This window comes from Brevibacillus sedimenti (assembly GCF_020923495.1).
In the GTDB taxonomy this organism is placed as follows: Bacteria; Bacillota; Bacilli; order Brevibacillales; family Brevibacillaceae; genus Brevibacillus; species Brevibacillus aydinogluensis.
The window spans coordinates 277,453-303,100 of the sequence record NZ_CP064048.1 but is presented as its reverse complement, the minus strand read 5'-3'; the positions used below and the strand labels follow the sequence as shown (position 1 = coordinate 303,100).

Annotated in this window: 23 protein-coding genes, 2 tRNA genes and 2 riboswitches; of the genes, 16 read left to right on the top strand and 9 right to left on the bottom strand. The window is 58.1% G+C overall.

Annotated elements, in window-relative coordinates; all coding sequences use genetic code 11:
* Positions 1–16: 16 nt before the first annotated feature.
* Entirely contained in the window at positions 17–880 is an 864-nt protein-coding gene (locus IRT44_RS01510) for a metal-dependent hydrolase (RefSeq protein WP_171565941.1), read from the bottom strand.
* 176 nt (positions 881–1,056) lie between these two features.
* Here IRT44_RS01510 and IRT44_RS01505 point away from each other — a divergent pair, with 176 nt between their 5' ends.
* The 14 genes from IRT44_RS01505 (at position 1,057) to IRT44_RS01445 (ending at position 14,583) form a co-directional block, all read left to right on the top strand.
* The gene (locus tag IRT44_RS01505) at positions 1,057–1,272 is read left to right on the top strand and encodes a hypothetical protein (protein WP_171565943.1); all 216 of its coding nucleotides are present in this window, start codon (positions 1,057–1,059) and stop codon (positions 1,270–1,272) included.
* A gap of 284 nt (positions 1,273–1,556) precedes the next feature.
* Entirely contained in the window at positions 1,557–2,627 is a 1,071-nt protein-coding gene (gene rsgA / locus IRT44_RS01500) for a ribosome small subunit-dependent GTPase A (RefSeq protein WP_171565944.1), read from the top strand.
* A 126-nt stretch (positions 2,628–2,753) separates the two neighbouring features.
* A riboswitch (purine riboswitch) is annotated at positions 2,754–2,855 on the top strand.
* Positions 2,856–3,064: 209 nt separating this feature from the next.
* Complete coding sequence (locus IRT44_RS01495; RefSeq protein WP_171565946.1) at positions 3,065–3,655, top strand: xanthine phosphoribosyltransferase; 591 nt, start codon at positions 3,065–3,067, stop codon at positions 3,653–3,655.
* 43 nt (positions 3,656–3,698) lie between these two features.
* A complete protein-coding gene (locus IRT44_RS01490) occupies positions 3,699–5,009 on the top strand; it encodes a nucleobase:cation symporter-2 family protein (RefSeq protein ID WP_171565947.1) in 1,311 nt (436 codons plus the stop codon).
* Between the two features lie 285 nt (positions 5,010–5,294).
* Positions 5,295–6,293, top strand: coding sequence for a LacI family DNA-binding transcriptional regulator (locus tag IRT44_RS01485; protein ID WP_171565949.1), 999 nt, complete (start codon positions 5,295–5,297; stop codon positions 6,291–6,293).
* A 115-nt stretch (positions 6,294–6,408) separates the two neighbouring features.
* A complete protein-coding gene (locus IRT44_RS01480; RefSeq protein ID WP_212132077.1) occupies positions 6,409–7,863 on the top strand; it encodes an aldehyde dehydrogenase family protein in 1,455 nt (484 codons plus the stop codon).
* A 36-nt stretch (positions 7,864–7,899) separates the two neighbouring features.
* A complete protein-coding gene (locus IRT44_RS01475; RefSeq protein ID WP_230077319.1) occupies positions 7,900–9,075 on the top strand; it encodes an iron-containing alcohol dehydrogenase in 1,176 nt (391 codons plus the stop codon).
* A gap of 55 nt (positions 9,076–9,130) precedes the next feature.
* Positions 9,131–9,262, top strand: a complete 132-nt coding sequence (locus IRT44_RS19305; RefSeq protein ID WP_256379883.1) for a hypothetical protein — start codon at positions 9,131–9,133, stop codon at positions 9,260–9,262.
* A 191-nt stretch (positions 9,263–9,453) separates the two neighbouring features.
* Complete coding sequence (locus IRT44_RS01470; RefSeq protein ID WP_171565955.1) at positions 9,454–9,882, top strand: VOC family protein; 429 nt, start codon at positions 9,454–9,456, stop codon at positions 9,880–9,882.
* Positions 9,883–10,109: 227 nt separating this feature from the next.
* Positions 10,110–10,228, top strand: a riboswitch (SAM riboswitch).
* A gap of 108 nt (positions 10,229–10,336) precedes the next feature.
* Positions 10,337–11,485 carry a sugar ABC transporter substrate-binding protein gene (locus IRT44_RS01465; protein ID WP_371808897.1) on the top strand — a complete coding sequence of 383 codons (1,149 nt, stop codon included), beginning with the start codon at positions 10,337–10,339 and terminating at the stop codon, positions 11,483–11,485.
* A 31-nt stretch (positions 11,486–11,516) separates the two neighbouring features.
* Complete coding sequence (locus IRT44_RS01460) at positions 11,517–13,052, top strand: sugar ABC transporter ATP-binding protein (RefSeq protein ID WP_230077318.1); 1,536 nt, start codon at positions 11,517–11,519, stop codon at positions 13,050–13,052.
* Complete coding sequence (locus IRT44_RS01455) at positions 13,030–14,037, top strand: ABC transporter permease (RefSeq protein WP_171565960.1); 1,008 nt, start codon at positions 13,030–13,032, stop codon at positions 14,035–14,037. The genes IRT44_RS01460 and IRT44_RS01455 overlap by 23 nt, the downstream gene beginning before the upstream one ends.
* Positions 14,038–14,395: 358 nt before the next feature.
* A tRNA-Arg gene (locus tag IRT44_RS01450) sits at positions 14,396–14,472 on the top strand.
* A 34-nt stretch (positions 14,473–14,506) separates the two neighbouring features.
* Positions 14,507–14,583: transfer RNA gene (locus IRT44_RS01445), tRNA-Pro, on the top strand.
* Positions 14,584–14,739: 156 nt separating this feature from the next.
* Here IRT44_RS01445 and IRT44_RS01440 read toward each other — a convergent pair.
* From IRT44_RS01440 to IRT44_RS01430, 3 genes are read right to left on the bottom strand one after another with little or no spacing between them, the layout of a single operon-like run.
* The gene (locus tag IRT44_RS01440; protein ID WP_171565961.1) at positions 14,740–16,149 is read right to left on the bottom strand and encodes a ferrous iron transporter B; all 1,410 of its coding nucleotides are present in this window, start codon (positions 16,147–16,149) and stop codon (positions 14,740–14,742) included.
* The gene (locus IRT44_RS01435) at positions 16,127–16,858 is read right to left on the bottom strand and encodes a FeoB small GTPase domain-containing protein (protein ID WP_171565962.1); all 732 of its coding nucleotides are present in this window, start codon (positions 16,856–16,858) and stop codon (positions 16,127–16,129) included. The genes IRT44_RS01440 and IRT44_RS01435 overlap by 23 nt, the downstream gene beginning before the upstream one ends.
* Before the next feature lie 2 nt (positions 16,859–16,860).
* The gene (locus IRT44_RS01430) at positions 16,861–17,109 is read right to left on the bottom strand and encodes a FeoA family protein (protein WP_171565963.1); all 249 of its coding nucleotides are present in this window, start codon (positions 17,107–17,109) and stop codon (positions 16,861–16,863) included.
* Between the two features lie 271 nt (positions 17,110–17,380).
* On the opposite strand from IRT44_RS01430, the gene IRT44_RS01425 reads away from it, so the two are divergent.
* Positions 17,381–17,749 (top strand): ArsR/SmtB family transcription factor, encoded by a 369-nt coding sequence (locus IRT44_RS01425; RefSeq protein WP_171565964.1) that lies wholly within the window; start codon positions 17,381–17,383, stop codon positions 17,747–17,749.
* Positions 17,750–17,923: 174 nt separating this feature from the next.
* Positions 17,924–20,341, top strand: a complete 2,418-nt coding sequence (locus IRT44_RS01420) for a heavy metal translocating P-type ATPase (protein WP_230077317.1) — start codon at positions 17,924–17,926, stop codon at positions 20,339–20,341.
* 114 nt (positions 20,342–20,455) lie between these two features.
* Here IRT44_RS01420 and IRT44_RS01415 read toward each other — a convergent pair whose 3' ends face one another.
* Genes IRT44_RS01415 through IRT44_RS01395 form a run of 5 tightly spaced genes read right to left on the bottom strand, consistent with a single transcriptional unit; the run spans position 20,456 to position 25,639 of the window.
* Positions 20,456–21,562 (bottom strand): GerAB/ArcD/ProY family transporter, encoded by a 1,107-nt coding sequence (locus tag IRT44_RS01415; protein ID WP_230077316.1) that lies wholly within the window; start codon positions 21,560–21,562, stop codon positions 20,456–20,458.
* 36 nt (positions 21,563–21,598) lie between these two features.
* The gene (locus tag IRT44_RS01410) at positions 21,599–21,748 is read right to left on the bottom strand and encodes a hypothetical protein (RefSeq protein WP_171565968.1); all 150 of its coding nucleotides are present in this window, start codon (positions 21,746–21,748) and stop codon (positions 21,599–21,601) included.
* Positions 21,749–21,760: 12 nt separating this feature from the next.
* A complete protein-coding gene (locus IRT44_RS01405; RefSeq protein WP_230077315.1) occupies positions 21,761–23,005 on the bottom strand; it encodes a Ger(x)C family spore germination protein in 1,245 nt (414 codons plus the stop codon).
* Positions 22,998–24,104, bottom strand: a complete 1,107-nt coding sequence (locus IRT44_RS01400; protein WP_230077314.1) for a GerAB/ArcD/ProY family transporter — start codon at positions 24,102–24,104, stop codon at positions 22,998–23,000. Before IRT44_RS01400 ends, IRT44_RS01405 begins: the two co-directional genes overlap by 8 nt.
* Positions 24,101–25,639, bottom strand: coding sequence for a spore germination protein (locus IRT44_RS01395; protein WP_171566046.1), 1,539 nt, complete (start codon positions 25,637–25,639; stop codon positions 24,101–24,103). The genes IRT44_RS01400 and IRT44_RS01395 overlap by 4 nt, the downstream gene beginning before the upstream one ends.
* Positions 25,640–25,648: the final 9 nt, after the last annotated feature.

Below are 25,648 nucleotides of genomic sequence, written 5' to 3'. Positions count from 1 at the left end.
CGTGATCGTGTGCTGATTACTTGTCGATGTACTCGTACAAAAACGACTCGCCCCGGTCGCCAAAACGCGGATCGAAGACGGCCAGACGCTCAGGCGTGTCAACGACGACGACCATCGGCGCCCACTGATAGAGCGTGCGGGCAGCCGGATTTTGCTCGAACAGCGGCGTCAGATCGGCCTGCTCGGCGGTGGTGAGGCGCTGAAGCAGCACCGGCTCCGACCAGACGGAGGCGCGGTGAATGTCCACAGTGGTTCCCTGTTTGCTGATCACCTTGTACGAACCAGGCACAAAGTCGGCGGCCAGCACGACCTGCTCGTACCGGTCTGCAAACGAATGCTTGACGATCTGGCCCTGCACCGTCTGGCTGGCGATCTCCAGCACCAGTAGGCAGGCAACGGCGCGAAAGACGAGATGGCGCGGCCATTTGCCGAAACGGCTGAGGAGATAGCCGGCGAGCATGATCGCCCACATGACCAGATCGATAATCGGGACGGTGCCGATGGAGACGCGCTGCTGGGAAAACGGCTCCCAGTAGCCGGTGCCCCACGGATTGAAAATGTCGGTGGTGATGTGGACAAAGAGGGCGAGCATGGCGAGCGGGAAAATGCGCTTGTCAGCCACCCGCCACCACCATCGGGCGATGCCGGTCAAAAGCGCCGCCCACACCGGCACGAGCAGGACCGAGTGGGTAATGCCGCGATGCCACATCAGGTATTGGCCGCCTGTATCCCACAATTGGGAGACGACGTCGATGTCGGGCAGTTCGCTTCCGGCAAGCGAGGTGAACAAGAGCGCCCGCTTTTCCGCTTTGGACAGGTGTTCAGTGCGAATCGACCTGTAGAGAACTGCGCCGATAAGCGCGTGTGTGACCGTATCCATGGATAAGAAACCCCTCCCACTGCACAGCATGTAAGGTAAGCGTACCACAGAATTATCCAGGCAAACAGCGGGGGGACGTACGGCCGCTTTTCCTGGGCATTCGGCCTGCCTGACTGCAAGACCGCTGCATGAATAATGAAATGGCAATCAAAAATTGCAAATGCTGGGGGAGAAAGATGAAAGCAATCATCATCGGTGCCGTATTATTGATCCTCCTGCTGCTGGTGCTCGTGTCGGCCGTCAAAAGGGCGGGCACTGGTCGATCCTCCGCGTACGGCAGTGACAGTTCGTCGTCCGGACCGTTTTACATCGACAGCGACGGTAAAGACCACAAGTCCGACGGCATCTGGGGAGACGGCGGAGGAGGAAGCGACGGTGGAGGCGGCGACTGACGTCGTCGCGTCAGGCAGAAAATCCGGGGCATCCCGTACTGTTGCTCCCCATAAAACCGTGGTACAATTAGCGGTAACCACATGCATTGACCGGTTCGCCGGTCTGAAAGGAGAGATGTCACGATGGTAAAAACGCAGATTGTCGAGATTGTTCAAGGTGATGTAGTCACGGGAATCCTCCTTTCAGCCGGACGCTAACCGTATTTTTTGCCAGAGGATTCCCTGTGACGGGTTGTTGTCCTGTTGACTGGACCAGACAATACCTTTGCAGGAGGAATCCGTAAGTGAACAACAATTTGCAGGCATGGGGCTGGAACGACCATTTCGCAGCCCATTTCGCTCCGTTTGCGGAGCAGGATGTATGTGTGGGACGCATTGTCCTGGAACACAAACGATTGTATCGCGTGATGACGGAACACGGCGAACTCCTGGGGGAAGTGACGGGTAAGTTCCGTTTTACGGCCTCCGGACGGGAAGACTACCCGGCGGTGGGGGATTGGGTGGTCATCACTTCCCGCGTCGAAGAGAAGCGGGCCTCCATCCACGCCGTGCTCCCGCGCACGAGCAAGTTTTCCCGCAGGGCGGCGGGCGAAACAGTGGAGGAGCAGATCGTCGCCGCCAACGTGGATACCGTGTTTCTCGTCAACGCGTTGAACAACGATTTTAACCTGCGCCGGATCGAGCGCTATCTGATCCTGGCGTGGGAAAGCGGGGCCAACCCGGTCATCGTGTTGAGCAAGGCCGATTTGTGCGAGGATGTGGAGCGCAAGGTGGCCGAAGTGGAGTCGGTCGCCATCGGAGTGCCGATCCACGCGATCAGCGCTGAACGGGGCGAGGGGCTGGACAGCCTGGCTCCGTACCTGAGGGAGGGGCAGACCGTCGCGCTGCTGGGCTCCTCCGGGGTGGGCAAATCGACGCTCATCAATCGGCTGGCCGGCATGGATCTTCAGCGGGTCAGCGGCGTGCGCAGCAAAGACGACCGCGGCCGGCACACCACGACGCACCGCGAGCTGTTCCGGCTGCCCTCAGGCGGCCTGATGATCGACACGCCTGGCATGCGGGAACTGCAGTTGTGGGAGGCGGATGACGGGTTTCGCGACGCCTTTGACGACATTGAAACACTGGCGGAAGCCTGCCGCTTTCGCGACTGCAGTCACGAAAGGGAGCCCGGCTGTGCGGTCCAGGCGGCGTTGGCCGACGGCTCGCTGCAGCGGGCCCGCTTTGACAGCTATCGGAAACTGCAGCGGGAACTGGCCCATCTGGCCCGCAAGGATGACGCCAGATTGCAGGCGGCCGAAAAAAACAAGTGGAAGAAAATCACGATGGCCATGCGCCACGCTAAGCCCAAGCGGTAGGCGGCCTGCTGTTCCATCCTGCCGAACCCTCCCATTGCGCGAGGGTTCGCGCTTTTTTTTTTGACTTGATTGCGGCAAAATTACGCTTGCCCCGCCGACAGGTAGTGTGGTAGATTTGTCTGTATCAACCGAACATCGACACAAGCTCGTATAATTTTGGGAATATGGCCCATAAGTTTCTACCAGGTGACCGTAAATCGCCTGACTACGAGTGAAAGAGCGCCTAGGGTTCCGTTTTGACCGCCGGTCCGTATCGCGGCCGTCCGGCAAAAGCCCGGTCCGAGCGGCGCTGGCACATCTTTCGTGCTACACCTGAGGGAAAAAAGCCCAGAGGGACAGGTTTCACTTGGAGTTGGTCTGCCTGCCAGCCGGTGAACTGTCCGCTCTGGGTTTTCTTGTTTTTGTGGCAGTGCAGCCGATAGGAGGAGGAAAACAACGTGAAAGAATTAAAGGAGCGAATCGTCCGGGACGGCAAGGTGTTGTCCGAGACGGTGCTGAAGGTGGATGCGTTTTTGAATCATCAGGTGGACCCGCAGTTGACGATGAAGATCGGCCAAGCCTTTGCCGAGCTCTTCCGCGATGAGCGGGTCAGCAGGGTGCTGACGGTGGAAGCGAGCGGCATTCACTTTGCGATGGCCACGGCATACGCGCTGGGCGTGCCGTTTGTCTATGCGAAAAAGAAAAAAGCCGTCACCTTGAGCGACGAGGTGTATTCGGTGCCGGTCCAATCCTTCACCCGCCAGGAGACGTACCAAATCAGCATCGCCAAACAGTACCTGTCGTCTCATGACCGGGTCTTGATCGTCGACGATTTTCTCGCCACCGGAGCGGCGCTGGTAGGTTTGGCTACGATCGTAAAGGAAGCGGGGGCGCACCTCGTCGGCGTCGGCGCGGTGATCGAAAAAAGCTTCCAGGAAGGGCGCGGTCTGTTGGAGCAGATGGGCGTTCGCGTCGAGTCGCTGGCCCGCATCCAATCGATGCAGCCGGGTGACATCCAGTTTATCGAGCCTGTGTCTGCTCGCGTCTAGTCGGGTACGCGGGGAATCCCATTCACAAGAGAGGAGAACACTCATGCTGTCCAAACAAAAACTGCTGACGCTGGGCATGCAGCACGTATTGGCCATGTACGCGGGGGCAGTCATCGTCCCGCTGATTATTGGCGGCGCGCTGAAACTGACTCCCACTCAGATTGCCTACCTGATCGCAGCCGACTTGTTCACCTGCGGACTGGCCACTCTGCTGCAAGTGATCGGCACACGCTACACCGGGATCAGACTGCCGGTCGTGCTCGGCTGTACGTTCACCGCAGTGGGGCCGATTATCGCCATCGCCTCCGGCAGCAACCTGGCCACCGCCTACGGAGCGATCATCGTCTCCGGTCTGTTTGTCGTGTTGGCCGCACCGCTCTTTGGCAAGCTGCTGCGCTTTTTCCCGAAGGTGGTGCAGGGCTCCGTGGTGACGATTATCGGTCTGTCGCTGATTCCTGTCGCCATGAACAACGCCGCCGGCGGTGCAGGCAGCCCGGATTTTGGCCAACCGCGCAACCTGCTGCTGGCATTTGGCACACTGGTCATCATTTTGCTTATCAATCGTCTGTTTACCGGCTTTATTCGCGCCATCTCGGTGCTGCTCGGCCTGGTGGCCGGAACGGCAGCGGCGTACGTGATGGGCATGGTCAATTTTGACGCCGTAACTGAGGCATCCTGGGTCAACATTGTCCAGCCGTTCTATTTCGGCGTGCCGGAGTTTCACATCGTTGCGATCCTCACCATGATCCTCGTGAACATCATCAGCATGGTGGAATCGACCGGCGTCTATTTTGCCCTCGGCAGAGTGACGGAACAGGACGTCAGCAGCCAGGACGTCGTCAAAGGATTGCGCGGCGAAGGGATTGCGATCATGCTGGGCGGGATTTTCAACGCCTTCCCATACACCGCCTTTTCTCAGAACGTCGGCTTGGTGTCCCTGACGCAAATCAAGACCCGTGACGTAATGGTAGCCGCCGGCGGCATTCTCGTGGTCCTCGGCCTGCTCCCGAAACTGGCCGCGCTGACCACCGTCATCCCCAATCCGGTGCTGGGCGGCGCGATGATCGCCATGTTCGGCATGGTGGTGGCATCCGGGATCAATATCTTGTCGCAAGTCGATCTGCGCCAAAACGAGAACCTGCTGATTGCCGCCTGCAGCATTGCCGTCGGGCTTGGGTCCGCTGCCGTCCCGCAGATGTTTGATCAACTGCCGACGATGGCGAAAATGATTCTGCAAAACGGCATTGTCACCGGTTCGATCACGGCTGTCGTGCTGAACATCATGCTCGTGCACAGCCGGCAAACACAAAAACAATCAACGCCGGTGCATACGGGTACCGTTACAGAGGCGTAGGGAAAAGGAATCCTCCTCCGCCCGTCCACGGACTTTTTACATTAGATGAATAACCTGTTGGACTGTAGTCAAAGAGGGGACTGTGCAGACAGTCCCCTTTGCTTGTAGACAAAGTCCGTGGGGCATGGGTGGTGATAGGGCCCGCTCGCTCTCTTGACGACCAGCCAAGAAGTTGGCAGCGTCCGCGTACTATATCTCCAACGACGTTTGAATATGGACAGATTACCAAACAGGCGGTATACTATTCTCTACCAATGAATACGTATACATTCGAGGTAACGTTCCATGATCTCTTCCAAAGATGTTGCAAAATTGGCGGGGGTGTCCCAAGCCACCGTTTCCCGCGTACTGAACAACGCGAAAAGCGTGAAGCCCGAGACGAGAAAAAAGGTGCTGCAGGCGATGGAAACCCTGCGCTATCAGCCCAATCTCATCGCCAGGAGCCTGGTGACGAACAGCACGAAAACCATCGCCTTGATTTCCGGTACGCTCAAAAACGGCTTTTTCGTGGAAACCACCGACTCCATTATCAACCTGGCGACCAAACACGGCTACAAAACCATGGTGTACTTTGAGGGCGAGGCAAAGCTGAAAGACATTGTGAACACCGTGATGGGAAACAAGGTGGACGGCATCCTGATGTCATCCATCCTGCTGGACGATCCCCTGTTTCACGAGATCGAGCAGTCCGGCATCCCGTACATGTTTTTCAACCGCCGCCCGAGAAACGGTGGGAACTACGTCGTTCTGGACAACACGCGGGCAGGCGAAATGATTACCAAGCATCTGTTGGACCTGGGACATGAAAGGATTGCCTACATTACGGGCGAACCCACGATCTCTACCTTTCTTGAACGGGAAACAGGGTTCAAAAAAGCGATGGAAGAGGCCGGCATCGAGATCGATCCGCAGCTGGTGTTTGTTACGAACACGACGTCAGCCGAGGTGGAAAAAATCACCTGGAGGTTGATGAACCTGGACGAACCGCCCACGGCGATCATCTGTGCGACCGATACCATGGCGTTGGCCTGCATGGATACGATCATGTCGATGGGGCTGTCCATCCCGGATGACGTAAGTCTGGTCGGGATTGATGACATCAAGATTTCCTCCCATCGCGCCATCCAATTGACAAGTATCGGTCATCACAAATTCAAGATGGGGGAGATCGCAGCCGAAAACCTGATCGAGATGATTCAGCAAGGGGAGCGCCCGAAACAGCTGCGACAGATTGTGCTGCAGCCCGAGCTGATTGTTCGCAAGACGACTGCCCGCCGCAAGTAGCCATGGCCGGGACACCTCTTTTTCGATGTTTTTGAATACGTATTCATAGGGGCGATTTAAGAAAGAATCAGCATTGGATCAAAAGGTGTAACGACCCGCAGGAGGAGTGGTGGAGATGAATCAAAGCGAGATCACCGTCATGCACGTCGGCTCTCTCATCGACGGCAACGAGGTTACCGGGGGCGGCCGGATTCGGCACGAGGTTCGCAGTCCGTACAATGGCGAACTGATAGGAGTTGTGGACTTTGCGACGAGAGAAGATCTGGAACAGGCCATCCAAACCGCCCACCGGGTCTTTCAGCAAACCATGAAAAAAATGCCCGCGCACCAGCGGTCCGAGATTTTGCGGAAAGCTGCCGATGCCCTCGAGGCGCAGCGGGAGGATTTTGCTCACCTCCTGTCTCGTGAAGCGGGCAAGCCGATCCGCGATGCGCGGGGAGAAGTGGGACGTGCGGTGCAGGTACTGCGTTTCGCTGCCGACGTGGCCAAAGCCAACGACGGCGAACTCATCAAAATGGACAGTGCGGTCGGCGGAGAAAACCGAATCGGATTTGCCCGCCGCTATCCGGTTGGGGTGGTCGCCGCCATAACGCCGTTCAATTTCCCGCTGAATCTCGTTTTGCACAAGGTGGCCCCGGCCATCGCAGCAGGCTGCACCGTGGTCATAAAGCCGGCCGAAAAAACGCCGCTGTCCGCGCTGAAACTCGCCAGGCTGCTGCTACAGGCAGGGCTGCCGAAAGGGGCGTTGCATGTCGTGATGGGCACCGGTCCCGACCTGGGGGAACCGCTTGTCACCCACCCGCTGGTAAAGAAGGTGACCTTCACGGGAAGCGGGCCAGTCGGCTATAAAATCAAACAACTGGCGGGCAACAAAAAAGTAACCCTGGAGCTGGGCTCGAATTCGCCCAATCTGGTCTTCGAGGACGCCAACCTGGACGCAGCGATTTCCAGCATCGTGACGGGCGGGTTTGCCTATGCCGGCCAAGCGTGCATCTCAGTGCAGCGCATCTATGTGCAAAGGACGCTGTACCAGACGTTTCTCGATCGGCTTGTGCCGCGGGTGGCGAGCCTGCGCGTAGGGAATCCGGCCGAGGAAACAACAGATGTAGGTCCGCTGATTACGGAAGAGGCGGCCGTACGCGTGGAACAATGGGTGCAGGAAGCGGTCGAAAACGGTGCGAAAGTGCTCACCGGCGGCAAGCGGGAAGGATCCATTTACCATCCCACCGTTCTGGTGGATGTCAAGCCGGACATGAAAGTCGTATGTCAGGAAGTATTTGGCCCTGTCGTTGTCGTCATCCCGTTTGACACGGAAGAAGAAGCGGTATCACTCGCGAACGCTTCCGACTACGGCCTGCAGGCAGGCGTTTTCACGTCGGATATCAATCGTGCCTTTCGCCTGGCCGACGAGCTGGAAACCGGCGGGGTGTGGATTAACGAAGTGTCAACCGTTCGCCAGGACAACTATCCATACGGTGGCGTAAAACGGAGCGGGATCGGTAAAGAAGGCGTGAAATACGCCGTTGAGGATATGACCGAAGTGAAATTTATCGGTGTGAAGCTGCTGTAGACGGAAAATATGTGCGGGATAGGAGAGGAATGGACGATGAGCATTAGCGTGTTTCGAACACCGACTGAACTCGTGACGGGAATCGGCTCGATTGCACACATTGGGGAGAAGGCAAAGAAGCTGGGGGCAACAAAGGTTTTGGTCTTGACCGACAAGGTATTGAAGCAAACAGGTCTGGTCGACAAGGCCGTAACCCCGCTGACGCAAGCAGGCCTGCCCGTTCACGTGATTGATGAAATCATGCAGGAGCCTCCGTTTGAAAATCTGGAGCAGCTTGCCTCCCAGGTCAGGGGTCGGGGCTATGACGTGTTTGTCGGGATCGGGGGCGGTAGCGTGCTGGATGTGACCAAGGCCTTGTCCATTATGATGACCAACACGGGCGATGTGCGCGACCTGGTGGGCATTGACAAGGTGGCGAACAAGGGCGTGCCCTTCATCCTCGTGCCGACCACTTCCGGAACCGGGTCGGAAGTTACCTGCAACGCCATTTTTACGGACACGCGCGACCAGGTGAAAAAGGGAATTGTCTCACCGTACCTGCTCCCGGATGTGGCCATCGTCGATCCGGAACTAACGGTGACGGTGCCTCCATCCGTCACGGCCGCGACGGGGATGGACGCGTTTGTTCATGCGGTGGAGTCCTATACGGCGATTCGGGCAAATGAACTGACGGACGCGATTGCCCTGCACGCGATCAAACTGGTTTCCCGTTCCCTTCGCCAAGCCGTGTATCAGGGACATGACCTCAAAGCGCGCGAAGACATGGCGATGGGAAGTCTGCTCGCCGGCATTTCGCTGGGCAACGCCGGGGTAGGAGCCGTCCATGCGCTGGCCTATCCGCTGGGAGGCAAATTCAAAGTGCCCCACGGGGTGGCAAACTCCTTGCTGCTCCCCTACGTCATGAAGTACAATGTAGTTTCGAATATTCCCAAATTTGCGGAAGTGGCCAGGGCGATGGGAGAAAACGTAGACGGGTTGTCGCTTCGCGATGCAGCAATGCAGGCGGTCCACGCCATCGCCAAACTGTCTTGCGACGTGGGCATTCCCGCCAGCATCAGAGATGTTGGCGTGACAGAAGAAGACATTCCGGCCTTGGCAGCAGAAGCTAGCAAAATCGACAGACTGCTGAACAATAATCCACGCTGGCTGACGGCTGCGGACATCGAAACCATTTATCGTGAATCGTTCGCCGGCAAACTGTTTTTGGAATAATTTGTTTCCCGACCTCAGCACCGACTCGGCCTCTCTCGGTATGATGCGCCGTTTGGTGGACGAAGGCAAATACGGCCAGAAAAACGGACACGGTTTTTATCAATGGACAAAGGAATTTTTGCAGAAGAAGAACGACGAGCGGGAAGCAGAACTGATTTATTTGCTGAAAAAAGAGTGGGGGATCTAGCAAAATCTCGCTTGTTTCAAGCCATGCTTCATTTTCCTTCCTGTGAACAACACGATCATTGACACTGGATTCGTTTTCAAATCAGAGAATCGGAAATAATAGAGAGTATGGCTTGCTTTAATACGTGTCAATCTGTGGCCCGTACGGATTTTTGCGGCGGGCAGAATGAAAATCCAAGGAGCTGATTCCTGATGACACTGCGCTTGATCCCCTATCTGATCATGGACGGAAATGCCAAGGAAGCCATTCACTTTTACGAACAAGCACTGGATGCCAAAATCCTGTTTTACCAAACGTTTGGCGAGATGCCGGAAAACCCGGAATTTCCCCTGCCGGAAGAGGCAAAGGATCGCGTGTCGCATGCCATGATAAGGGTCGGCGAGTCGGACCTCATGTTTTCCGATACGTCTCCGGGCCAACCCCATCAGAGCGGCAGTCAAATCACCATCTGTATCTCGACGGACGACAAGGAAAAAGCGACACGAATCTATGAAGCCTTGAAGCAGGACGGTCAGGTGAACATGCCGCTGCAAGAGACGTTCTTTAGCCCGGCCTATGGGATTGTAACGGACAAGTTTGGCGTGACCTTCCAAATCAACACGGAGGGGAAACAACAGTAACGAAAACGGCTCTGCTCGCGTTGATTGCAGCAGAGCCGTTTTCCTTGGCGTTTTACGCCTGCCCAACCTTCGCTGTTCGTCGATTGAAAACTGTCAGCGGAAGATGCTGACAGTTGTGAATTTTTTGGAGAAGCGATCGAAAAACGGGATTGACGGCACATCCCGCTTCGATGTATGATGTCATCAATATTAAAAAGCATAGTGGAAAACTTGGAATTACACATGCCTTCTTATCCAGAGCAGGCTGAGGGACTGGCCCGATGACGCCCGGCAACCGACTGTCAAGAGCATGCTGCTCTTGCGGCACGGTGCTAACTCCTGCAGGAATTTTCCTGAGAGATGAGAGGTGAGCGAGCAAACCGCGCCTCTTTTCTCAAGGAAAAGAGGCGTTTGTTTTTTCGGTTTTTCCGTCCATGTCATTATTTTTTACGCACTCATGAGGGGGATGTACCAAATGAAAACGATCAACAAATGGATGACTGTCAGTCTCGTCGCGGCTCTTTTGCTGACGGCCTGCACCAATGAACAGCCGCCGGCGCCGTCTGCACAATCTGCCGCGCCATCGTCGTCACAGCCGGCGGACGCGCCGCAGCAGCCAGGCGCATCACCGGCGGCGGCAACTCAGGCAGCTATTCCGGCGGCAGTGGACAAACCGTTGAAAATCGCTCTGGTCAGCGAGTTTTCCATCGGGACGTTTTCTGCCCAGTACCTGCAAGGAGTCAAAGAGCAGGTGAGCAAATTCGGCGGCGAGCTGGTCGTCTACAACGCGGACGGCGATTTGGGCAAAATGGCGGCCCACCTGGACACCGCGATCAACCAAAAAGTGGACGGCATCCTGATCAACCACGGCCGTGCGGAAGCGCTGCAGCCGGGGGTGGAGCGGGCGGTCAAGGCGGGGATTCCCGTCGTCGCGTTTGACAACGACCTGGACCAGGTGGAAGGCGTCACTGTAATTGACCAGGACGACTACAGCCTGGCCTGGCAGGGGCTGAAAAATCTGGCCCAATCCATCGACGGGAAAGGCAACATCGTCTACATCTGGGTGGGCGGTTTTGCGCCGATGGAAAAGCGAAACCGCGTCTACGAGATTTTTCTCAAGCGCTACCCCAACATCAAGGAGATCGCCCGCTTCGGTTCGGCCACGCCGAATACGGCGCTGGACACCCAGGCGCAGATGGATGCAATCCTGAAAAAGTTCCCCAACAAAGGCGACATTGCAGCCGTATGGGCGCCGTGGGACGAATTTGCCAAAGGGGCCACACGGGCGATCAAGGCGGCGGGACGGACGGAGATCAAGGTGTTCGGCATCGACCTGTCCGACGAGGACTTGCAGCTCATCCAGGAGCCGAACAGCCCGTGGAAAGCGTCGGCGGCGACTGATCCGGCGGACATCGGACGGGTGCAGAGCCGCTTCCTCTACCAAAAGATCGCCGGCGAACACACGCCCAAGTACTTCTCGCTCGATCCGCATCTGGTCAGCCAGGACAAACTGCCGGACCAACCGGTCAACATGTCCGACCTGACGCAATACGTGAGCGGATGGGGTCGAAGCGACGCCGCCATCTCGCCGTGGATGGCTGCGCTGGAGGCAAAGCACAAGTGACCGAAACGGACAGATCAGGGAGGGATGCGAGATGACGGCCTCTGTTTTGGAAATGAAGGGGATCGTCAAGCAGTACGGCGGGGTGTACGCCCTGCGCGGGGTGGATTTCACCGTACGCGGCGGGGAGGTGCACGCCATCCTCGGAGCCAACGGAGCGGGCAAAAGCACGCTGATGAAAATTCTCTCCGGCGCAGAGCAGGCGACGGCCGGCAGCATTCTGATCGACGGCCGTGAGCTGGCCGTCAGCGGACCGCGGGATGCCAAGCGGGCCGGTATCCACCTCGTGCAGCAGGAAGTGGACACGGGGCTGATTCCCTCCCTGAGCGTCGCGGAAAACATACTTCTGGACCATACTGTCTCCGCCGGCGCCTGGTGGCATTCGCCGAAGCGTACGGTGGAACAGGCCCAACAGATACTCAGCCGGTGCGGTTTTTCCCTGCCGCTGAAGGCAAAGGCGGAGGAGCTGACGCTGGCGGAGAAACAGTTGGTGCTGCTGGCCCGGGCTGTGGCCCAGGATGTCCGCTTCGTCATCTTTGACGAGCCGACCGCGCCGCTCAGCCTGACGGAAGCGGCGGCGCTGTTTGAGCTGATTGCCAGCTTGAAGGCGGCAGGGCTGGGGATTGTCTACATCTCCCACCGGCTGCCGGAGGTGTTTGCCATCGCTGATCGCATCACTGTGCTGCGGGACGGCAGCCGGGTGTGGGAAAAGCGGACGGAACAGACCAGTCCGGAAGAGGCGGTGGCGGCGATGCTGGGCCGCCGCGAAGCCAATCAGACGGACGAGAGATGCAGACGGGCAGGCGAGGTGTTGCTGGAAGCGAGAGAGCTGCGGATCGGCCACAAGGTGAAGCGGTTTGACGTTCAGCTGCGGCAGGGGGAGATCGTCGCGGTGGTGGGACTGGTGGGCGCCGGCAAGACGGAGGTGTCCCGTGCCCTGTTCGGCGCCGACCGGCTGGACGGCGGCGAGATCCGGCTGAGAGGGAAGACTCTGCGCCTCCGCCATCCTGGTGAGGCGATTCAAAACGGCATCGCGCTGATTCCCGAAGAGCGGCGGCTGCAGGGCATCCTGGTGGAGGAGCCGGTGAAGCACAACCTGACACTGGCCCACCTGAAGGCGTTTACGCGCGGAGGCTTTCTCTCGGACAAGGCGGAGCGCGAGGCGGCCCAATCCCTCGTGGAGCGGCTGGGCATCAAGACGGCCGGGCTGGATCAGCCGACGGGCAGCCTGTCCGGCGGCAATCAGCAGAAAGTGGCGATCGGCAAGTGGCTGTTGACCACGGCCAGCGTGTTCCTCTTCGACGAGCCGACCAAGGGCGTGGACATCGGCGCCAAGCAGGAGATTTTCCGCTTGATTAAGGAACTCGCGGACGAGGGCAGAGGCGTCTTGTACTTTTCCAGCGAGATTGACGAAGCGCTGGCGCTGGCCGATCGGCTGATCGTGCTGGAAAACGGACGGACCGCCGCCGAGTGGAGCCGGAGCGAATGGACGACAGGACGGATCACGGCCGAGACGGTGATGTATTACATGAGTGGAGGGAATCATCATGGAAGCAGTGCTGCAGGGTGAAAAAACAAAACAGACGCGGGGGTCGCTGGCGCAGCGGTACGGTGCGCTCCTGGCCATTCTGGCCGTGATCGTGTTTTTCAGCATCGTCAACGAAAACTTTCTCAGCTACGCCAATCTGGTGGACATCCTGCGCTCCATTTCCATCGTGACGCTGGTGGCAATCGGGGTTACCTTTTCCCTGATCGTGGGCGGCTTTGACCTGTCCGTCGGTTCGACGGTCAGCGTGGCGACGGTGCTCTCCGCCTCGCTCATGGTGTGGTACCGGCAGGAACTGCTGGTGGCGGTGGTTGTTCCGCTCCTGGCCGGTCTGGTGATCGGGCTGATCAACGCGCTGTTGGTGGTCAAGGTGCGGATTCCCGACATCCTGGCGACGCTCGTGTCGCTGTACGTCTTTCAGGGCATTCACCTCAGCTACACGCAGGGCTTTTCCATCTACAACAACATGCCGATGGCCGACGGCTCGTCCGCTCCCGGCATCATCATTCCGTCGTTTCTCTTCATCGGCCAGGGGGAAATATGGGGCATCCCCGTCCCGGTCATCCTGATGGCGCTGGCCGTCGTCGGCGTGCACGTGTTTCTCAACTACACCCGTTTCGGACGGATGCTGTACGTCACCGGCGGCAATCTGGAAGCGGCCCGCCTCTCAGGCGTACCGGTCAACAAGTACCGCACGCTGGCCTACATGCTGTCGGCGCTGTTCGCCTCCATCGGGGGGATCGTGCTGACGGCGCGGATCGGCACCGGCCAGGTGATGGCCGGATCGCCGCTGTTGATGGACGCCGTGGCTGCTGCGTTTATCGGGTTTTCCATCTTCGGGCAGGGCAAGCCCAACGCGTTCGGCACCTTTTGCGGCGCCATCCTGATGGGTGTGCTGATGAACGGGCTGACGATGATGAACGTGCCGTATTACGCCCAGGACATCGTCAAGGGGCTGGTGCTGGCAGGAGCGCTGACGCTTACCTATCTGCCCAGGCTGAAAAAATAGGCGGGCAGCCGATGGACTGCTGCTGTCGGGTTAGTGAGCTTTCTGTTTTTGCGAAAGCGACCGCCGAGCGACTGAAGCAGTAGTTTCCCGCTTTGTTTGATCGGAAAAAGGCGCGATGGCCGTCATGTCGGACGAGGGCGGCGATACGGCCATGCGCCCGGTTTACGCCCGCTGACTTCCCGCCGGCAGTTCCGCCTGTCTTTTTCGGGCACGCTGGCTGTGTTTGTCCGCTGTGCGCCTGCCTTTTCCGGGAGCTTGCGAAAAAAATTTGTGAATGAAAAAAATACGGGTTGATTTTTTCTTGTCTCCCCTGTATAGTATTGAATTGTCGCCACGGTGCGAAACAACAAACAGATACGTGCCCTTAGCTCAGCTGGATAGAGCGTTTGACTACGAATCAAAAGGTCGGGAGTTCGAATCTCTCAGGGCACGCCATAATGCAGAGGCGAGAGCCTATCTCGCCTCCAGTCGGGAAGTGGCTCAGCTTGGTAGAGCGCTTGGTTCGGGACCAAGAGGTCGCAGGTTCAAATCCTGTCTTCCCGACCATTTTTATTTTTACGGACGTGCCGCTCAGCATTGTTGGCAGAAAACCAAGCCCCAAGGGGCGGCATACAAGCCCTACGCCGGTATGGAAATAGGGACAGCGGCTTTTCAGATGCAAAACAGACCGCCAGGAGGAGATCTCCGGCGGTCTTGCTGTTATTACGCCACCAAGCCCAATCCTCGTGCTGTCTGCGCGATGACAAACGTCACGGCAATCGCGATGGACAGCGGGATCAGAGCGGACAGCACGGTCCATTTGGCGCTTTTGGTCTCTTTGTAAATGTTGAACAGGGTCGTGCCGCAGGGATAGTGCAGCAGCGAGAACAGCATCATGTTCAGCGCGGTCAGCCACGTCCAGCCGTGTGCCAAAAAGATGTCCTTGATGTTGTCCAGGCCGTCAATGTCCACCATTGCCCCGGAGGACAGATATCCCATCAGAAGGATCGGCAGGACGATCTCATTGGCCGGCAGCCCGAGCAGAAAGGCCATGAGGATGTACCCGTCAAGTCCGAGCGCGTGGGCGAATGGATGGAAAAAGGAAGCCAGGTGATTCAAGATGCTGTCGCCGCCCACGGTCACGTTGCCCAGTATCCAGGTAATCACGCCGGCCGGAGCGGCGACGAGGACCGCCCGGGTCAACACGCTCAGGGATTTGTCCTTGGACGCCAGCAGCACGGTTTTGAGCATCTGCGGTTTCCGGTACGGCGGCAGCTCCAGCGTGTAGTGGGTGGGGACGCCGCGCAGCGCCGTTTTGGACAAAATCCAGGAGACGGTCAGGGTGACGACGATGCCGATCAGCACCATGCCCATGACGATCAGCGCCGTGACCAGCGTGTGGTACTGGCTGGCGACACCGGCGGCCACGAACAGTGAGGCGAGCAGGATCAGCGTCGGCCAGCGCCCGTTGCAGGGGACAAAGTTGTTGGTCAGGATCGCAATCATCCGCTCCCGCGGCGATTCAATGATCCGGGTGGAGATGATCGCCGCCGCGTTGCAGCCGAAGCCCATCGACATGGTCAGCGCCTGCTTGCCGTGCCCGCCCGCCTTTTTAAACAACCGGTCCATGTTGAATGCGACCCGCGGCAGATAGCCGAAGTTTTCCAGCAGCGCAAAGATCGGGAAGAAGATCGCCATTGGCGGCAGCATGACGCTGACGACCCAGGCTGTCCCGCGGAACAGCCCGAGCACGAGCAGGCCGTGCAGCCAGTCAGGGGCGTGAACAGCCTGAAACGCGGCCGTCAGGTGCCCTTCGATCCATCCGAACATGTCGGCAAGCATCCCGGACGGGACGTTGGCGCCGGCGATGGTGATCCAGAACACGACGCCGAGAATCGCCAGCATGATCGGGAAGCCCCAGATCGGCGAGGTGACGATTTTATCCAGCCGATACGTGCTTTCCAGCTTTTTGGGGTCTTCGTAGCGGACGGCCTCCCGGCAGATGTTCCGGGATGTCTGGTAAATGTCGCGGACGATGCCGTCGCGGATCGCGTCTCCGCCGGCCATGCACTGGGCCAGGGCAAACAGCGAGTCGAGCGAATCCGGCCTCTCAGTGGCAAGAAATCTGCTCATGGGGCACGACCTCCTTCATCCCGGTCGCTCCGACGGTGTCGAGGCGTGCCTTGAGGGAGGCGAGCAGCTTCTCGTCGCCGTCAAGCAGGCGGAGCGCAATCCATCTGGGCGAAAAACGCGTGCCCAACAGGTGCGTGACATGCGGCTCCAGCTCCCTGATTTTCTGCTCGATGTCCGCACTGTAGGAAATCGTCACGGGCTGCGGGATGATTTTGCCGGACGCCACTTTTTCCACCTCGGCCAGGAGCGCGTCGATTCCCGTCCGATTGCGGGCTGAGATGGCAACCGTCGGCACGCCCAGCTTTTGTCTGATTTTGGTTACGTCGACGTGAATGCCCAACCGCTTCGCTTCGTCGATCAGGTTGACGCAGAGGACGACGCGGTTGGTCATCTCCATCACCTGCAGCGCCAGATTCAGGTTGCGCTCCAGCGATGTGGCGTCCACGACGACGACAGTTACGTCGGGCTGTTCAAAAATGATGTAATCGCGCGCCACTTCCTCATCGGCGGAATTGGAATACAGTGAGTAGGTGCCCGGCAGGTCGATCACCCGGTAGGTGACGTCTTCGTGGACAAACTCACCGACGGCTGACTGCACCGTTTTTCCCGCCCAGTTTCCGGTGTGCTGGCGGAGGCCGGTCAGCGTGTTGAACAGCGTGCTCTTTCCGGTATTGGGATTGCCGGCCAGAGCGATTGTGTACGCAGCCAAAATCATTCACCTCCCAGGATGTTTCCGAATATCTGCGAGCTTTCTTCCCGGCGCAGGGCAATCGTCGTATTGTTCACACGAAATGCGACCGGATCGCCGAGCGGACTTTTCTGCAGGACCTCGATGACGTTTCCCGGGACGAATCCCAGGTCGAGCAGTCTTCGCCGCAGGACCCCCTGCACGTTGATTCCCGATAAAACAAGCCGCATTCCGGTTTTTGCCTCGGAAAGCGGAATTGTGGGCGAAGCCATGTGATGCCACCCCCTGTGGTTTTCGCATGGGACAAAATGTTTGCCAAGGGCAAATTTTTGCTTACAAAAAAATATGTGACAAAAGTAGATCAGGTTCTTACTGTTAGTATAGTACAAAATTTTTCTCTTAGGAACAAAAAGTTTCTCTAGTGCAACATTTCGTCCTTTGTGCAACACTCCGACGCTGGAGCGGCAGGCATTCGGCACGACTTTGACTCATTTGTCTGTTATAATGGAAATCGTAACGGTTCTCTTTTGGGGTGGTGACTGGATGATATCAAACGAGATGCAGGATTCCTGTGACGATACGTGTCAAGGAACGGAACCGACAGCCGCTGAAATAAAGGAAGCCATGATTGATAACGACACGGCCGGGGCGCTCGCCGATCTGTTTCGCGCGCTGAGCGATCCTACCCGGGTCAAGATCATTTACGCTTTATTGCACAGGGAGCTGTGCGTCCACGACATCTCCACGGCCCTGGACATGGGGCAGTCAGCGGTGTCGCACCAGCTCCGTTATCTGCGAAATCTGCGCATCGTCAAACGGCGAAAGGCGGGAAAAACCGTCTTTTACTCCCTGGACGACGATCATATTGAACAGATATTCGTGCAGACGCTTCAGCACATGAAACACGGCTGATCGTCCGAGACCCGCTTGCTTGGCAGGCGGGTTTTTTTGTCTGCGCTGCGGCCTGCATGCACGGCTGTCCGCCCGGGAAAAATTGTGTTGACGTTTTGCAGCCGGAAAAAATAAGATGATTGTGAGGATAAAATACATGAACAATTAATCATGTGTTTGAGCGGGGTGGAACGAATGGCCAATACGGATGAGTGCTGCAAAGCGGCCTCCCACGCGGAAACAGGATGCTGCGGCAACGGTACTGCCGTTGAGACCTGCAGTGAAACATTGTCCCTGATCGGTCTGCACTGTGCCGACTGTGCGGCACGTCTGGAGAAAAGCCTGGCCCGGCTGCCCGGGATGGCGCGGGCAGAAGTGAACGCTGCCGCCGCCAAGGCAAGCGTCAGCTACGATCCGCATCGGACGACCTATGAGCAGATTGTCGACACCATCCGGAAACTGGGCTACGACGTCGCCCCGCAGCAGCGGGGGACGGTCACGGCTCGCTTCCGCATCCGCGGGATGGACTGCGCCGATTGTGCGCAAAAGCTGGAGAAAAAGGTGGGAGCCCTGCCCGCCGTGCATCGCGTCCAGGTCAATTTCGGCGCGGCGATCATGACCGTCGAGCATGACGGAACGGCAGTTGACCGCGTGATCGACACTGTGCGCCAGGCGGGCTACGAAGCCGTCCGGGAGCAGGAAGCGAACAGGCGGGAGGAAGAGCGGGGCTTTTGGCGGCAAAACAAAAAAGCCTGGTCGACCGTGACTGCCTCCCTTTTGTTTCTCGCCGCCTGGGGCCTGGGGTTCGCGCCGGCGGCACCGGAGCCGCTCATCACGCTGCTCTACGCGCTGTCCATCCTGGCCGGCGGCGTTCGCATCGCCAAAAGCGGCCTGTACGGTCTCAAGTCGCGAACGGTCGGCATCGACTTTCTGATGACGATCGCTGTCATCGGGGCGGTGGCGATCGGCGAGTGGGCGGAAGGAGCGGCGGTGGTCTGCCTGTTTTCGCTGGGGGAAACGCTGGAGGCCTATACCATGGACCGGACGAGACGATCGCTGCGCAGCCTGATGGAACTGGCGCCGGCTGAAGCTCTCGTCCTGCGCGACGGTCGGGAGTTGACGCTTCCGGTGGAACAGATTCGCGTCGGCGACACGATTCTGGTCAAACCGGGGGAAAAGATCGCGATGGACGGCATCGTGACCGACGGGCGGTCGACCGTCAACCAGGCGCCCATTACCGGCGAGTCCGTACCGGTGGAGAAGGGAGCCGGAGACGAGGTGTTCGCCGGCACGATCAACCAGCAGGGAGCGTTGACGGTCAGGGTGACCAGACGGGCCGAAGACAACACCTTGTCCCGGATCGTTCATCTCGTGGAAGAAGCACAGGCGCAGAAGGCGCCGTCGCAGCGCTTTGTCGACGCCTTTGCCGCCTACTACACGCCGGCGGTGATCGCCGTGGCTGTCGCGATTGCTGCCGTTCCGCCGCTTCTGTTCCAGCAGCCGTTTGCGGACTGGTTTTACCGAGCGCTGATGATGCTTGTCGTCTCGTGCCCCTGCGCGCTGGTCATTTCCACCCCTGTCTCTATCGTCTCCGCCATCGGCAATGCCGCACGCAGCGGGATTTTGATCAAAGGGGGCATCCATCTGGAACGGCTCGGTGCCGTTTCAGTGATGGCCTTTGACAAGACGGGGACGCTCACCCAGGGGCTTCCCGAAGTAACCGGGATCATCCCTGTGTCTGCTCTGACGGAGGTGGAGGTTCTCGCCATCGCCGCTGCCGTGGAAGCCCGATCGGAACACCCCTTGGCGGCAGCCATCGTCCGCAAGGCGAAGCAGGAGGGCGTGGCCATCCCTGACAACGATCAGTTTGTCTCCGTCCCCGGCGGCGGGGTGAAAGCCCGGGTGAACGGCATCACGTACATGATCGGAAACCCCCGGTGGATCTCCGGCGACGCGGGGCTCTCGCTGGAGCGGGTCGAGCAGCGGATCGAGCAGCTTCGAGAGTCCGGCCACACCTTGATGGTGCTGGGCACGGAACAGCAGGTGGTGGCGCTGATCACGCTGGCCGACGCGGTCCGTCCGTCCAGCAGGACAGCGATTCGGGAACTGCGCTCCCTGGGGATAGAGCGGATGGTCATGCTGACCGGAGATCACCGGGGCGCGGCTCGCGCTGTCTCCAGCGAACTGGGAGGCATCGACTGCCATGCCGAACTGCTCCCGGAAGACAAGCTGACCCTCATCCGGGAGTGGCAGTCTGCTGGCGCCAGCGTGGCCATGGTGGGGGATGGCGTCAATGACGCGCCGGCGCTTGCTGCGGCGACCGTGGGCATCGCCATGGGCGGTGCCGGATCGGATACGGCGCTGGAAACGGCCGACATCACCCTGATGGCCGACGATCTGTCCAAACTTCCCTACGCCGTCAATCTCAGCCGGCGGACGCTGCGCATTATCAAGCAGAACATCGCGTTTTCGCTGCTGGTGAAGGCGGTCTTTCTGCTGATGATCGCGTTTGGCTGGTCCACGCTGTGGATGGCTGTGCTGGCCGATACGGGAAGCTCCCTGATCGTGATCGCCAACGGCATGCGGCTGCTGCGGTCCGCCGAGCGCGCCTAAGCGCTCCCGGTCCGCACCGGGCAGGCGGCGGGCTAGGCAGCAGCCCGCTGCCTTTTTTAGTCCAGCCACCATCCCACCGGCCCGTCTGGCGCTTCAATGCGCACAAATCAGCGGTCAGCTGCCATCCTTCACTCCCCGCAGTTTGGCGATCGCCAGCAGCACGAGCGGGATGACATAGGCGATCACCACTCCGAAATAGCCGAGCCGGTCGCCAAAGGTAAAAAACTCGGTCTGGTTTTGCGGCATCATCGCAATCAGGTAGATAATCGGCGAGAGGATGAGAATCCACGTAAATCTTGAAATCCGGGTAAACACGGACTGCAGCGTGGTTATGGCCAGATCAAACGAGATGCTGCAGGTGTTAAAGATGGTCATGATCCAGATGGTGAAAAAGACGGATTCGACCCGCTCGATAAACCCGCCGGGCACCTCCACACCTTTTGCCAGCTCGATGGTGGGAAAGGTCAGATTTCTGACCACCTCCGATGAAAAGACGCCGATGACTATCATGTAGATGGTCATGTACAGCAGGATGGGAATCGCCATTCCCAGCGTGACTGATTTGGGGGCATCCTGCGGACGTTTCATCAGAATCGTGTAAAACAGCACCAATTCCCCACCGGTCATGGAAAGGCCCAATCTTTTCACACCGCTGAGCAGGGACATCCAGTCAGTAGAGAAGAACGGCCGGACGTTTTCCCATTCCAAAAAGCGCAGCGTGTACATCTGGACCATGAGAATGACCAGCAGCACGATCGGCAGAAAGATGAGATTGAGACGCAGCAGCGCCAGGCGCGATCCAGCCGCAACGTACTGGACGATCAGCAGAAAGGCCAGCGTGATCATCTCCACCGGCGTGTTCGTAAACAGGCACTGCTTGGTGATAATGCCGACAGCCCGGATTTCAAAGGAGGCCATCCATATGCTGTGCACGCTAAAGAGCAGAGTGAGCAGATACGCGAACGGCCGGCCTGTGATCACCGCCACTAACTCGAAAAAGGGACGGGTGGGAAAGCGGCTGGCCAGCTTGCCCAACAGCCAACTGATGGTACAGACGACAGTGCCGGCGATGAGGATGGAAATCCACCCGTCAAACGAATCGGTTTCCTCCGCAATCGAACGGGGAAAGGTGAGGATGCCTACGGCGATCACGTAATTGGCGATGATGAAGATCATCTCTCGGGTACTGATTTTTTGATCCACATAGGAAACGTTGTTCATGGCGAATCCCCTGTCTTCATGCGAATGTTTTTGCGCTCATTCCCGCTTGTCGCATTTCCATGGCGGATCGCCGTGCTCGCGCAGCTTGCGGAACATGATGTGGAGGCTCCACGGAATCAGCACAGACAGCACCGCCCCGGCACATGTCATAAACGGGGGAAGAATGCCGAATAGCTTGTTCAACATGGCCACACCGCCTTAACGTACTTCGTTCCTGCTGCGGGTTTCCGTTGTATTGATCTCGCCCACATTGCGGATGTACACGGTTGCCTTGACGTCGATTTCGCTCGATGCGAAGTAATTTCTGCCGTAGTCCCAGTCGTGTTTGAGCTGCTTCCAGAGGTGGGGATGCTCCTGTTTCAAGTAAGTGCCCAACCCGAGCACATCTGTTTTCATCTGCTTGTGCACCTTTCTGATCGTGTCGCGGGCCATTCGCTCGATCTCTTTGGCCAGGTGATCCTGCAGCGTTTTTAACGCATCTTTGCTCAGGTAATTCATTGGCTTGAACGTCTCGTCGATCACGCCTTCACACGTGATGGTGTAGACGAATCGCATCCGCTCCTTGTGCCGGGTATCCGCCTTGATTTTCCGGCTGGCCGACTCAATGTTAAATGTCACCAGTTCGCGATCGAGCACTGCCTTCAGCATGCCCCCCTTAACGCGGTCGGTGAGGAAGTTCAAGCCTTCCGTTTCTTCTTCGCCCAAAAAACCGACCATGCGGTTTGATTTTCCATTAAACACGGCCGCGCCGGCCACTTTCACTTCCTTTTCGTTTGAGGTAATGCGGGGAAGCACAAAGCTGTGCTCGTTCATCAGATTTTCGTGGCATTCACCCAACCATATTTCCGGCAATATCCGCGCGTTTTTTTGGATGTTTTCGGCCACGGCGTTGATGTACATGGCCGGCAGTTTCTCGTTAATAGGGGAGATTTCCAGGACGGGCCTGGCGTCCCCCTTGGCGATCATCACCTTGCTGCTACGGCGCAGTTCCGGATCGCGCAGGAAAAAGTCGAGCGCGTCGGCAAAGGCGTGATTGGCCTTGGCCACCTCTTCGGAGATGATCAGCACTTTCAGGTGCTGGTAAAACGGAAACCGGCTGCTCCGCGTCGCCAGCTCACTGGAAATCTCCAGCAGGGAATCCCCTTCTGATGCGAGGTTCAAAAACGCCTCGTTGGCACTGCCCTGGACGCCTCTTTGCTGCGAACCGGAAACCAGTCCGCCCGGCACCACAAACTGGTGGGTGACCAAAAACCGCCATCGTCCCTCCGGCCTGTCTGGCGCTTCCTTTTCTGCTGCTTCTTCTGCGGCTGAGGAGCGGGGGAAGTCAATCGCCACGCCGATGACAAAACCGCGCTCTTCGATGGGCAGCTGATCCCAACACCCGGCTGTCAGGAATGCGCACAGACCGATCAAGGCAGTGCGAACGAATCGGCGGTCAATCATTCTCCTTCACCCCCCGCAGTTTGGCGATCGTCAGCAGCAGGAGCGGAATGGCATAGGCGATCACCACACCGATGTAGCTGAGCCTGTCGCCAAAGGTAAGAAACTCGACCTGGTTTTGCGGCTGCATCGCAATCAGGTAGATAATCGGCGAGAGGATGAGAATCCACGCAAATTTTGAAAACCGGGTAAATACGGACCGCAGCGCAGTTATGGTCAGATCAAACCAGATGGTGCAGGTGTTAAAGATGGTCATGATCCAGATGGTGAAAAAGAGGGATTCGACCCGCTCGATAAACCCGCCGGGCACCTCGACACCTTTTGCCAGCTCGATGGTGGGAAAGGTCAGATTTCTGGCCACCGCCGCTGAAAAGACACCGATGATCACCATGTAAATGGTCATGTACAGCAGGACAGGAATCGCCAGTCCCAGGATGACTGACTTGGGGGCATCCTGCGGACGTTTCATCAGGAGCGTGTAAAAAAGCACGATTTCCGGGCCGGACATGGACAGGGTCACTCCTTTCGCACCTTTGAGCAGGGTCGTCCAGTCGGTAGAGAAGAACGGCCGGACGTTTTCCCATTCCAAAAAGCGCAGCGTGTACATCTGGACCATGAGAATGACCAGCAGCACGATCGGCAGAAAGATGAGATTGAGACGCAGCAGCGCCATGCGCGATCCTGCCACGGCATACTGGACGATCAGCAAAAAGGCCAGCGTGATCATCTCCACCGGCGTGTTCGTGAACAGGTACTGCTTGGCGATATTGCCGACAGCCCGGACTTCAAAGGAGACCATCAATATGCTGTACACACCAAAGAGCAGAGTGAGCAGATACGCGAACGGCCGGCCGACGATCAGCGCCACGTAATCGAAATAGGTACGGGTGGGAAAGCGGCTGGCCAGCTTGCCCAACAGCCAGCCGATGAGACAGACGGCAGCGCCGCCGATGAGGACAGAAATCCATCCGTCAAACGCATCGGTCTCCTTCGCAATCGAACGGGGAAAAGTGAGGATGCCTACACCGATCACGGCATTGGCGATGATGATCACCATCTCTCTGGTGCGGATTTTTTGATCCGCATAGGGAACGTTGTTCATGGCGCATCCCCTGTCTTCATGCGAATGTGGTCTTTTGGCTGCCCGGTCTCCGGCCGTTTTCGCATAAACGTCACGGGAGCACGCAGCAACAGATCCTTCCAGTCGTTCAGCAGTTGCGGCGCAAACGGCGTCAGGTACGGCACACCCAGGCTCGTCAGATTGGCCAGGTGAATAAAGATGGCGACAAACATGAGCACGACTCCGTACAGGCCGAAGATAGCGGCGGCAAACATCACAACAAAGCGGATCATGCGAAACGTCAGCGCCAGGTTGTACGCCGGGATGGCAAACGAGGCGATCGCCGTCAGGGCGACGACGATGACCATGACCGGGCTGACGAGTCCGGCTGATACGGCCGATTCGCCGATCACCAAACCGCCGACGATCCCCACCGTCTGACCGATTGGTTTCGGCAGGCGCAGCCCCGCCTCCTGAAGCAGCTCCATCGTCGCCACCATCAGCAGCGCTTCGACAAACGCCGGAAACGGAACGCCTTCTCTCGTCGCTGCGATAGAGAAGGCCAGGTCGGATGGGATCAGTCCGGGATGATAGGTGACGAGCGCGACGTACAACGCTGGAGAAAAGACCGCCAGAAACGCGGCGACGTAGCGAAGCAGTCGGGCCAGCGTTCCGACAATCCAGCGCTCGTAAAAGTCTTCCGGCGAATGAAGCAGCATGCTGAAGGTAACCGGCACGATCAGGCCCATCGGGGTACCGTCCAGCAAGATGGCCACCCTGCCTTGAAACAGCGCGGAAGCCACCTTGTCCGGCCGCTCGGTCACCTGGCATTGCGGGAACGGCGAAAGAAAGTCGTCTTCGATCCACTGTTCAATAAATCCAGATTCTTCCACCTCATCAACGTCGATGGTGGCCAGCCGCCGTTTCACCTCTTGCACGAGCGCGGGATTGGCGATGTCCTGCATGTAGGCGATGATCAAATCGGTCTTGCTGCGCCGTCCCACGTTCATGGTATCAAAGCGGAGCTGGACGTCCCTGACCCGCCGCCGGACGAGCATCGTATTGTCCCGGATGTTCTCGGTAAACCCTTCCCGTGGGCCCCGCACCAGCCCTTCCGACACCGGCTCGTCGATAGTGCGGGTCTGCCAGCCTCGGCTGTCGATCACGATGGTTTGGGCTGTGCCGTCAACAAACAGGGCGGTATCTCCTGCGAGTACCCGGTCATACATGGCTTCAAATGTTGATTCCAGTTTGACCTCGATGGTAGACAGCACTTCTCTCAACAGGAACGTCAGCATCTCTTCGCCCGGCGGAGGGAGCTTCTTGCCCGATGCCGGCAGTGTCAGCTGGATGTGCTTGACGACTTTGTCATTGATGAGATCAGAGTCCACCAGTCCGTCGAAGCAAACCACGGCGCACGTCAGCGAGGTATTGTCGATCGAAAATGTCCGGACGATCAGATCTTGCGGGTTACCCAACGTCTGCTTGATGGCCGTCAGGTTTTCCTCAAGACGGGGGTAGAGCGGGGTGGACAGGTCGGGCGTCTGCTGCGGGCGTCGCTTCAACTGCGAAGCCATTGTTTTTGT